This is a genomic window from Faecalibacterium prausnitzii (assembly GCF_003324185.1).
In the GTDB taxonomy this organism is placed as follows: Bacteria; Bacillota; Clostridia; order Oscillospirales; family Ruminococcaceae; genus Faecalibacterium; species Faecalibacterium prausnitzii.
The window spans coordinates 1-9,748 of sequence record NZ_PXUP01000035.1 but is presented as its reverse complement, the minus strand read 5'-3'; the positions used below and the strand labels follow the sequence as shown (position 1 = coordinate 9,748).

At 54.2% G+C, this 9,748-nt stretch carries 10 protein-coding genes and 2 pseudogenes; 1 reads left to right on the top strand and 11 read right to left on the bottom strand.

Annotated elements, in window-relative coordinates:
- Positions 1-77: 77 nt before the first annotated feature.
- The 5 genes and pseudogenes from C7J97_RS14050 to C7J97_RS14030 form a co-directional block, all read right to left on the bottom strand.
- Positions 78-1,547: pseudogene (locus C7J97_RS14050) on the bottom strand (VirB4-like conjugal transfer ATPase, CD1110 family); the annotation flags it as partial.
- Positions 1,519-1,884, bottom strand: coding sequence for a PrgI family protein (locus C7J97_RS14045; RefSeq protein WP_113993331.1), 366 nt, complete (start codon positions 1,882-1,884; stop codon positions 1,519-1,521). The pseudogene C7J97_RS14050 and the gene C7J97_RS14045, both read right to left, overlap by 29 nt.
- 13 nt (positions 1,885-1,897) lie before the next feature.
- Positions 1,898-2,764, bottom strand: a complete 867-nt coding sequence (locus tag C7J97_RS14040; RefSeq protein WP_113993329.1) for a VirB6/TrbL-like conjugal transfer protein, CD1112 family — start codon at positions 2,762-2,764, stop codon at positions 1,898-1,900.
- A 209-nt stretch (positions 2,765-2,973) separates the two neighbouring features.
- Positions 2,974-3,069 (bottom strand): annotated as a pseudogene (locus tag C7J97_RS15440) (Maff2 family mobile element protein); the annotation flags it as partial.
- An 87-nt stretch (positions 3,070-3,156) separates the two neighbouring features.
- The gene (locus C7J97_RS14030) at positions 3,157-4,773 is read right to left on the bottom strand and encodes a recombinase family protein (RefSeq protein WP_002596236.1); all 1,617 of its coding nucleotides are present in this window, start codon (positions 4,771-4,773) and stop codon (positions 3,157-3,159) included.
- A gap of 177 nt (positions 4,774-4,950) precedes the next feature.
- Between C7J97_RS14030 and C7J97_RS14025 the strand changes: the two genes are divergently transcribed.
- Entirely contained in the window at positions 4,951-5,199 is a 249-nt protein-coding gene (locus tag C7J97_RS14025; RefSeq protein WP_233265681.1) for a hypothetical protein, read from the top strand.
- 64 nt (positions 5,200-5,263) lie between these two features.
- Here the strand turns inward: C7J97_RS14025 and C7J97_RS14020 are convergent, their stop codons facing one another.
- The 6 genes from C7J97_RS14020 to C7J97_RS13995 all read right to left on the bottom strand — a co-directional run bounded on the left by C7J97_RS14020 (position 5,264) and on the right by C7J97_RS13995 (position 9,550).
- Positions 5,264-5,458, bottom strand: a complete 195-nt coding sequence (locus tag C7J97_RS14020; protein WP_002596234.1) for a transposon-encoded TnpW family protein — start codon at positions 5,456-5,458, stop codon at positions 5,264-5,266.
- A 14-nt stretch (positions 5,459-5,472) separates the two neighbouring features.
- Complete coding sequence (locus C7J97_RS14015) at positions 5,473-6,315, bottom strand: ATP-binding protein (protein ID WP_002596233.1); 843 nt, start codon at positions 6,313-6,315, stop codon at positions 5,473-5,475.
- Positions 6,312-7,106: a replication initiator protein A gene (locus C7J97_RS14010; protein WP_006356266.1), complete on the bottom strand. Its 795-nt coding sequence runs from the start codon at positions 7,104-7,106 to the stop codon at positions 6,312-6,314. Before C7J97_RS14010 ends, C7J97_RS14015 begins: the two co-directional genes overlap by 4 nt.
- A 72-nt stretch (positions 7,107-7,178) precedes the next feature.
- Entirely contained in the window at positions 7,179-7,565 is a 387-nt protein-coding gene (locus tag C7J97_RS14005; RefSeq protein ID WP_002596231.1) for a cysteine-rich VLP domain-containing protein, read from the bottom strand.
- Positions 7,555-9,180: a relaxase/mobilization nuclease domain-containing protein gene (locus tag C7J97_RS14000; RefSeq protein WP_002596230.1), complete on the bottom strand. Its 1,626-nt coding sequence runs from the start codon at positions 9,178-9,180 to the stop codon at positions 7,555-7,557. Before C7J97_RS14000 ends, C7J97_RS14005 begins: the two co-directional genes overlap by 11 nt.
- A complete protein-coding gene (locus C7J97_RS13995; protein WP_002596229.1) occupies positions 9,152-9,550 on the bottom strand; it encodes a plasmid mobilization protein in 399 nt (132 codons plus the stop codon). The genes C7J97_RS14000 and C7J97_RS13995 overlap by 29 nt, the downstream gene beginning before the upstream one ends.
- Positions 9,551-9,748: the final 198 nt, after the last annotated feature.

Genomic DNA, 9,748 nt, shown 5'->3' with positions numbered 1-9,748 from the left:
TGCAGGTCACAGTAGGGTTACTCCAAATGGATAGAGCAGTGTTTATACACAATACATTACGCGACTTCGTGTCGCACTTCGCCTTCGGGGTCGTTGATGATAATATCATCGTCTGTGACCAGAAAGGCGTTGGCGATCTCACGCTTTGCTGAAAAACTTTTGCCGCTTCCCGGAGTGCCCAAAATCAAGCCATTCGGATTCTTCAACTTCTTTCGGTCCACCATGATAAGGTTGTTGGACAGGGCATTCAGGCCGTAATACAGGCTTTCTTTGCCGTTGTCGAACAGTTCCTGCGTGGTAAACGGCACAAAAATCGCCGTGCTACTGGTAGTCAGCCCGCGCTGAATTTCGATCTGGCAGTCTGCCAGCGGCAGGCTGCTCATCAGCCCCTGCTCCTGCTGGTAGTCCAGTCGGCACAGGTTGCAGTTGTGCTTCTGTGCAATGCTGGATGCCTGAAAGACGTTATTTTCCAGTTCCTGCTCCGTGCGCCCGGTGTTCAGAACGAGGAACGTCACCAAAAACATCCGCTCGTTCTGGCTTTGCAATTCCTTCAGCAAGGCTTTTGCATCTCTGCCGTAGGTCGCCAAATCCGACGGAATGATGTCGATATCATATCCGGCACGGATGGCTTTTTTCTGCTCCTCGATCTTGCTGCGGTCCAGTTCCGTGATGGTGCGCTTCACGGTCTTAATGGCACGGTTCTGATCGACACTCTGAATGTGCATCGTGACGATCTGGCTGGAATCCATGTCCAGAAAATCCTTCAAAAGCTGATCACTGATGTCGGAGGCCGTGATGCTCAGAAAGCTGGCGGCGCAAAAGATGCCGCCCATCTGGAAGGTGCGACTGTTTTTGAAGGCAAAGGCGGTGGGTGCAATGGCATCCTTCACGGACAGCCCGCTTTTCACGAGGTCTTTCCAGTCAAAGCGAAACTTGGATGAGCCGTCCATGTTGAACATATCGTGCATGAGTTTCAGCCGCTGGATACCATTCAGGGGCTTTGCCTGCACCCCTAACCGATGAAAATTATTGAGCAGGTCATTCTGAATGTGGTCGAGACGGGGCTTGACCTGCGCCATGCTCTCGCCCTCTACGCCAAAGGTGATGAATTTGGTCTTGGTCAGACCATTATTGCCCTTGGCAAGTTGCTGGCGCAGCATCTGGGAATACTCGGCACGAACATCATCGAAACCGTCCTTCTGGTACGGAATGCGGATGCTCTTTTCAAACTCGGTGCTGTCGGTTGCCATGTTCACAAAGGACAGCTCAAATTTGATGCTGGAGTCGAAGAAGTTCAGAAAACTGCACCATTCCTCAAAAATGGCGGTCTTGTCCTCCTGCTGGGCGAGCTGATAATTGATGTCCTGATACTGGATGGTGCGGGTGTAGTAGTTGGGCTTCACCCGGCAGGTGCCATCTTCAAACATCCGCTGCATGGGGATGGACTGCTGGGCGGTCCGGGGCACAGCAGGCTTTGTGTTCTGCCTGCGCTTCTGCGCAGACTGCGGCTTGCTGTGCTTACCGGTCTTTTTCCAAAATGGGATCATGGGTCACGCCTCCTTTCATAAGCAGTGCATAGTAGTTGTTGGTCTTGTAGGGGCGAATTTTCGGACGGACAAACCGGGACTGCACATAGTACGACAGCAGCTTTTCCATGGGTTGACCGTTTTTCTCGTACATCCCAAGGAAGAACGCCGGCAGCATCACCGCCATCATGCCGAGGGTAGCGGCAGTGTTGCCACCGGAGTCCCGGAGAACAAAAAACAGCGGCACTCCAATGAGAGCCGCTGTGCCAAAGCAGATAAGCTGCCGCTTGGTCAGATTGAATGCGACCTTCGATTTCACTTTCGTCAGGTCACGGGGAACGGAAATATACGCAGCCAATAAAGCACCTCCTTTAGTGCGCTCCGAGGACGGATTTCGTCACGGAGCTGGTTTTGAACAGGCTGAAACAGAGCAGAACGGTGTAGCCCACAATGCTCCAGATGGAGTTGATGGCATCCCCGGAAATCGCCACGCTCTGGATCAGCACCGCATAAATTGCCACGCAGATGAGGATGAGAAAGCCCTGAAAACCCAGCGCAAACAGGCATTTCAGGTAGTTCTGCCCCATGTGCGATTGCTCGTGGTTGCCGAAGGTCGCCATAGGGATGGGCGCAAGGCTCACCATGCAGTAGATCTCAATCATGCGCCCGTACACGATGACAAAAATGATGATGCTCAAGATCCGCATGGTGATGCCGATGAAGAAACTTTGCAGGAACAGCCCGAACAGAGGTCCTACATCCATCTGCATCAGGCTGGCTTCCAGCATCGACAGGCCAATGTCGTTGACACGGGTGTTTCCGGCAATGATGCCGCTGGAATCGGACACTACTTTCTGGGTGACGTCGAACACCGCCATCACAATATCGAAGGTGTTGCTGATGAGCCAGACGGACACTGCCGTTTTGAAGATCCAGCGCATGATGAGGGCAGGCTCGAACTGCGCCATGTTGTTGTGCTGGGTGATCATCTCAATTAGTTCATAACAGGCGATGAAGGTCAAAATGATGCCTGCAATGGGCAGCACCACGTTCCGGGAGAGGGCTTCGATCATGGCGAACACTCTTGGCTCAAAACTGGAGGGCTTGGTGCCCACCTGCTGGGCGATGTTTCCCACCTGCGTGTTCACATCGTCGAACAGACCAGAAAGGTTTGACATAATGCCTGCCGTCAGGATGCCTTTGATCCAGTCGGCAATGGCTTTGAGAACGGTTTCCATTCAGTCACCGTCCTTAGCTGAAGTGGTTGATAAGGGTCTTGAGAAGATTCAGGAGAAAAATAATGTGGGTCAAAAACTGCATAAAGCACCGCCTTTCATTGATGGGTGGAGATTCGTACCGCAATGCGCTCCTTATGATAAAGGGCTGTTATCCACAGCAAAGATAGAGCGATTGCGTATGTACAGGCGGGAAAACCCGCCTGCGGCTCTTAGCCGAACAGACCAGACAGCAGAGGAATCAGGGTGATGCCTACCAGAGCGACACCGCCGCCAGCCATGAGCTGCTTCATGCCCTGAGACTTTGCTTATGTGTGATAAAGAAGCAATAGAAGTGCAAAAAATTTTGCCGTTCCTATCCGACACTTGGCCATTGTGTCGGATAGGTCGGGCGGTTATTCGGGCAAGTCAATCTTGCCGACAAAGCTGTAATAAATCTCAATGTCCTGCCTGCGGGTGCCGTTCTCATCATAGCTGCACTCATGCACCACAATTTTCTCGATCATTTCCCGCAAGAGAGTGGGGGTCAGTTCTTCAAAGGCAAGGTGCTTGCGGACAATGCCCATAAATTTCTCGGCGTTGACGGTAGCTGCCTGTGACTTGTCCAGTTCGGCTTGCAGGGCGGCGGCTCTCTTTTTCAGCTCCGCTTGCTCGGCTTCGTAGTCAGCCGACAGTTCCATGAAACGCTCATCGCTGATTTTGCCGTTTACATTGTCCTCATACAGCCGCTTGATAATGCGGCTGATTTCAGAAATGCGTTCCTGCGCCTGTTCAAGCTGCTTGATGGCTGCGGCGGTCTTTCGCTTGCCGCCGATCTCGTTCTGCTGGACAAGTAGTTTCACAAACCGGCTCTCATGCTTGGCTGCGTATTCGGTCACTTGCCGGAGATTTGCCAGGACACCAGCGGTCAACAGATCGGTGCGGATAAAGTGCGCCGTACAGTTGCGGGTGCGCTTCTTGTAGCTGCCGCAGATGTAGCAGTCCTGTTTGCGGTCTTTGTTCTGATACCGCTGCTGATACAGCACATGGCCGCAGTCGGCGCAGAACAAAATCCCGGAGAACAGCCCCACTTCATCGTAGCGGTTCGGGCGTTTGCGCTGTTTGCGTAACTCCTGCACCCGTTCCCATGTTTCCTTGTCGATGATCGGCTCATGGTGGTTCTCGAAAATGGCCTGCTTCTCGACGGGGTTCTCTATGCTGTGCTTGACCTTATAAGAAGGCTTTTCCGTTTTGAAGTTCACCAGACATCCGGTGTACTCTCGGTTTTCGAGGATATGAACGACGGTGTTGGTCGCCCATTTGCACTCATAGCCTGGGTGATAACGGCGGGTGCTGCCTGTCCGCTGATATTCCAGCGTCCCCGGCGTGGGGATTTGCTGCTCCGTCAGCATACGGGCAATCTTGGTCGGGCCGTTCCCGGCAAGGCAAAGCTGGTAAATCTGCTGCACCACCGGGGCGGCTTCCTCGTCTATAATAAAATTCTCGTCCTCGTCCATCACATAGCCGTAAACCGGCTTGCTGGTAACAGGCTTGCCGCTCATGCCTTTTGACTTTTTCACTGCCTTGATTTTCTTGCTCGTATCTCTCACCAGCCATTCATTGAACAGATTTCGCAGCGGGGTAAAATCGTTGTCCATGCCCTCGCTGGCACTGTCCACATTATCGTTGACAGCGATAAAACGCACACCCTTTTGAGGGAACAGCATTTCCGTGTAAAACCCTACCTGCAAGTAGTTTCGCCCTAACCGGCTCATGTCCTTGACGATGACCGTACCCACTTTCCCGGCTTCAATGTCCGCAAGCATGGCTTGAAATCCGGGCCGCTGGAAGTTCGCGCCGGAAAAACCGTCGTCGGTGTACCAGCGCAGATTGGTAAAGCCGTTCTGTTTTGCGTAGGTTTCGAGTATCCTTTTTTGGTTCGATATGGAATTACTCTCGCCTTGCAATTCATCCTCGTGGGACAATCTCGGATAAAGGGCGGTAATGAGGTTTTGGGTGGCTTGTCTTAACATAAAATCCTCCGTTTCCGACAGCCAGCCCCACTATTCCGTGGTTTCATTGTACCACGGAACGGCGGGGGCTGTACAGCGGCAAAAGCGTTAAATTTGCTTCTTTACAGCTTTTCAATTTTCCGATTTTTATGGTATGGGTTGTCGTCCCATATTTGCAGTAGAAAAGTTCATAACTCCGTGGTATACTCTGATTTAACAAAAAAATCAGAAGTTAAAGGAGAAAACATGAAGTATACAATAGATGAATTAACCGCGGCCAAAAGGCAAATTGATTCAACTCTGCACAAGCTAAGAGAAACAGTAAAAACATTTGAATCAAAGGATAATTCCGAGCGTTATAAATCACAAATCACATTGGCAAAGAGAAGAATAAAAGCCTTTGAAATTGCAAATTATTTTATAGAGAATGAGATTAAGAATTGCTAAAGCACTTCCGATTTTCGTTCCAGCGGTCATGCTCCCTGGCATGGCCGCTTTTCCATGCCCCGGTTCACGCCGGATAAGTCGGCTCCTGTGTAGCAGCGGCTTCCGCTTCCAGTACCCGCGCCATTTTGTCGGCGGCTGTGGTTGTGGTGTCTTTCTTGAAATAGCCGGACACGACAAGGACGGAATTGCCCATGCGGATTTCCGTCACACAGTCAGGGCGGCGGGTGGTGCGGGTGTCGTGCTGCTTGTTATCTGCCATAGGCAATACTCCTTTCAGTCGGTAATCAGTTTCTTCATGCTCTCCATTTTCCGCTTGGCGGTTTCCTGCCGGAAGTTGTCGCCGGTAAAGCGTACCGGGACGCACATGGAAAGCAGGCGGTCATAAATCCGGGAATGGGCGGTGTCCTCCGGGTTGTGCAGGTCGTCCAGCGTAAGGTTGGTCGTGACGATCAGCGGCTTGCCGCTGCGGTAACGGCTGTCAATCACATTGAACACCTGTTCCAGCCCGTATTCCGTCCCGCGTTCCATGCCGAAGTCGTCAAGGATCAGCAGCGGATAACGACAAAGGCGGGAAATGTACTCGTTGCGCCCCTCAAAGCTGGCGGCAAGGTCATTGAGGATAAGAGCAAAGTTCGTCATGCGGACGGGGATTTCTTTCTCCATGAGGGCGTTTGCGATACAGCCTGCAAGGTAGCTTTTGCCGGTGCCTACGCCGCCCCAGAACAGGCAGCCGATATTGTCTGTCCGCATATCTTCCCAATGCTCCACATACCGGCGGGCAAGCCCGGTCTGCGGGTTCCTGCCGTTGTCGTTCTCGAAAGTCCAGTCCCGCATGGTGGGGTCGGTAAAGCCCCGGCGTTTCAGTTCTTCCACGGTGTCAAGGTGTCTGCGCCGCTTTTCGGCGGCTTCCCGTTCCTCGCGGGCGGTTCTCTGGCAGTCGCACTCTGCCGGGTGGCGGTCGCGCCCGAAGATAGCGGCCTTATCCGGCGCAAAATAGGCTTCTTTCGGCTTGCGGCACTTGCCGCAGTACAGTAAACCGTCCTCGCCGGTGTAGTCCTCCGGCTCCGGGATGGTGGTCGTCATATTCTCCAAAACCGCGTTGATTTCATTCTTCATAAACTCTCGCCCTCCTTGCATGAGTAGTCTGGTATGCCCTTTTTAGGGGCTTCCTTTTTGTCGTTCCCCGCCCATATCCGCAGGGCGGCGGCATAGTTCTGGTAGCTTTTCCCGTTGGCGGCAAGGTAGCGGCTCATTTCCTCGATGAACCGTTCCAGCCTGTCAGGGTACTCTGCCTGCAACTCGTCGTATTCGGTCTGTGACAGAAAAATATTTCCATATCGGCCATAGGGCGCGGACGGCCCCCCACTCACTCCCTTTGTTTGGCTCTCTGTAAGGTTGTTTATAGTAGTTTGGTTAGGGGACGGTTTTCCGACCATCATAAGGTCGGTTTTCTGACCATCAGTAGGACGGTTTTCCGGCTCTATGAGGGGCGGACTTCCGGCCATCAGTTGGTCTGAAAACTGTACCTGTGGCACTGGCGGTACTTTGACATAAAGCCGGTTCGGTGCGGAGAAGCCGCCCCGTTCCCGTTCCAACAGCCCCGCCGTGTCCAGTTCATTAAGCGCCCCCTTGATGGTGGTGCTGCCTTTATCCAGTATTTCTGCTATCTCCGCGATGGGATAGATAATATAAATCCTGCCCTCGTCGTCCAGCCACTTGTTTTTCTGGGAGAGGGTGGAACGGTCTAACAGCAGCGAATACAGCAGCTTGGCGGTCTGTGAAATCTCCATTTTCAGCAGGAAACGGGGATACGGCAGATAGGCGGGCAGCCGCGTGTCTGCCCTGATATAATCAGCGATAGGATCACCTCCCTGTGTTCGGGTTGATTTTGGCGTATTGTCACGCATTAAAACGCCGTTTCCGGGGGAAAAGGATAAATGTATCGCGTACCCTTTGACACCCACGAAAAAAGCCTTGATTTATGCGGGTTTGAAAGGCTCTAAAGCGTGACATCTCTGCCTTTGTTTCCGCTTTCTCTCGGCGGCTTTGATTTTCTTCATGCGCCCGGCGCAGTCGGGGCAGTATTTTCCCCGGTTGGATTTGGGGACAAAGGCCGCCCCGCAGACGGCACACCGTTTCCGGCTTCCCCGGCACAAGAGGGCTGCGGCCAGCTCCCCGTCAAGGGGCAGGACAGCCACACGGAACCAGTGGCACATGAGGGAAAAGGAAATGCTCTGGACGCACACGCAAGGCTCCCCGTCGTCCAATAGCAGGCAGTTCCCCTCATCGTAGTTACAGCACTCATGTACCAGCCGCCGCGCCCGCCGGTGCTGGCGGTAGTCCATGTGGGGCAGGTTATCGCTCATGGCTCTGCTCCTTTCTGCGGTGCGGCTCGTCCCGGCGCAAAATCTGGTCGATGTTCCGCTTGACGGTCTGCAACTCCTTGAACCGCTGTTTCTGTTCGTGATAGGTGTTATACAGGCCGTCTTTCTCGGAGATAAGCTGCTCGATCTCGGCCTGCAACGCTTTCCGGGCGGGCAGCTTGGTAATGCCATGCGCCTTGAAATACCGGGCTGCTGCGTCGGCTATGATAAAATCGCTCTCATGGGCCTGCCGGTATGCGGCGCGGGCTTTCTCGGATTTCTGTGCCCGCAGCCCGTCGCGGGCGGCCTTGGTCTGGGCGTAGGCCAACACCTGCCGCTGCAACTTCTTTTTCCCTTGCAGCTTCGTTTCCAGTGCTTTCAGTTCGCCGCTGGTCTGGCGCATTTTCTGATAGGCGGTGTCAACGGCGGCTTCTAACTGCTCCGGGGAAGTAAAGCCGTATTGCTGGTAGACGGACAGCGTTTTGGCGGCCTGCTTCAGATTGTGTATCTTCGCCCAGCGTTCATAGCCCCGGCCTTTGCCCTCGGCCATTTTCTGCTCAATGTCCACAAGCCGCTGCACTCCGTCCTGTTTCGGGGCGGCTATCTCGGCTCTGGCAACCTGCAAGCGGTCTTTTATGGTGCGTGGGGGATCGGGGGATCTGGCTGGCGCTTCGGCTGCTCTGGCGGCGTTTTGCTCTAAAACGGCAAAGACAGCGGCGCGGTCAAAATCGTCGCCCAGCTTCCGGGCGGTAATTGGCTTTGTCCTGTCCGGCGTGAGGTAGGAAAGCCGCCCCCGGCTCTCCTTGACGGTCACACCCTCCTGCAGCAACAGAGAGGAAAACTCGTCAAAGCTGGCGGCGGTGGCAAGGGCTTTCCGTAGGGTCTGCCGCAGCTTCTCCTTGTTCGTTTCAAACTTGGTCTGCCGGGGCGTGATACTATCGGCAATCATGGGGGCGTTCTGCTTGTCCAGCGCGGCCTGTCCCTTTTTCTGCGCCCAATACTCCCGGTCGGTGACGCGGTTCTTGCTGCCGTTCAAGAGGTCGATTTGATAAAGCCCCTCCCGGTGGCACATCTCCATGACTTCGGATTTGAAGTAGCGCAGGGCAGCGTCGGTACATCGGTGCTTGCAGCCGACTTTCGTATCGGCCGGCCTGTCCATGTAGGGCAGGAACGGCACTTCCTCAATCCGCAGGCTGTTTATGACGATATGCACATGAATGTTGCCGCTGTGGTTATGCCCGTCCGGGTGGGTGCAGACAAGGGCCTGGTGGCCGGGAAAATGCTCTTTACAGAATTGTTCCCCCAACGCCTGCGCCCGGTCTACGGTCAGGCCGTTGTCCGGCCCGTCCCGCGGGTCAAAGCTGATGATGTAGTGGTGGCTTTTCACATCTTCCCGCCGCTGGTTTTTCTGATAGCGGAGATTGGCCCGCATACACGCAACGGCAAAATCCTCCCCGTCGCAGTTCAGCGTGGACAGCCGGTAGTCCTCGCGGGGGATAAGCCTGCCGGTTTCATCAAGGACGGGCTTCATGGTAAACTCGTCATGCTCAAAGAGAAGATATTGCTCGGCGGCTCCGTAGTCGGCGTTTTTAGAGTTGATATGCTTGAGTGTTGCCAACCGCGTCACCTACTTTCTTGAGGACTTCATACTTGAGGACGGCAAGGTCGGATATGGCGGCGCGTACCTCGCCGGAAAGGGTGTTGTAGGGTACGCCGTATTCGTTCAGATACCGGGCAATCTGATTGAGGTTGCCGCCGATCCTGCCGTACTCGGCTGTCAGCTTCCCGACAGCGGAAAGCAACTCGTCATTGACCGACGACACATGGACAACCGGGCGTATGGTCGCCCGCCGTATCGCCTGCCGGAGAAATTCGGACTGGCTGATACCATAGGGCGCAAGCCGCGCTGTGAAGTCGGCATACTCATCTTCGGACAGCCGGGTTTTCACAACGCGGCTGCGGTGGGGCGTGTTGTATTTCTTTCGCATGGTGTGACCTCCTTTCTCGCCCGTAAGGGCGCATGAGCAGGGTTTGGGGAAGGCACTCCCCAACAAGTTTCCCGCGAGGGGCAAAACTGCAGAATTGCGGATTTTGGCACCGTGGTAGAAACTTGCTCTAAAAAACTACCGCTTTCCTCGGCGGCTCTGGTTTGCGGATATACTGGCTTGCTCCACCAATATAGCGAT

Bases quoted from the DNA above. Each gene is read 5' to 3' on its own strand.
- C7J97_RS14040 (WP_113993329.1), bottom strand. From the start codon at position 2,764: ATGGAAACCGTTCTCAAAGCCATTGCCGACTGGATCAAAGGCATCCTG.
- C7J97_RS14015 (WP_002596233.1), bottom strand. From the start codon at position 6,315: ATGAAGAATGAAATCAACGCGGTTTTGGAGAATATGACGACCACCATC.
- C7J97_RS14010 (WP_006356266.1), bottom strand. From the start codon at position 7,106: ATGCGTGACAATACGCCAAAATCAACCCGAACACAGGGAGGTGATCCT.
- C7J97_RS14030 (WP_002596236.1), bottom strand. From the start codon at position 4,773: ATGTTAAGACAAGCCACCCAAAACCTCATTACCGCCCTTTATCCGAGA.
- C7J97_RS14005 (WP_002596231.1), bottom strand. From the start codon at position 7,565: ATGAGCGATAACCTGCCCCACATGGACTACCGCCAGCACCGGCGGGCG.
- C7J97_RS13995 (WP_002596229.1), bottom strand. From the start codon at position 9,550: ATGCGAAAGAAATACAACACGCCCCACCGCAGCCGCGTTGTGAAAACC.
- C7J97_RS14020 (WP_002596234.1), bottom strand. From the start codon at position 5,458: ATGGCAGATAACAAGCAGCACGACACCCGCACCACCCGCCGCCCTGAC.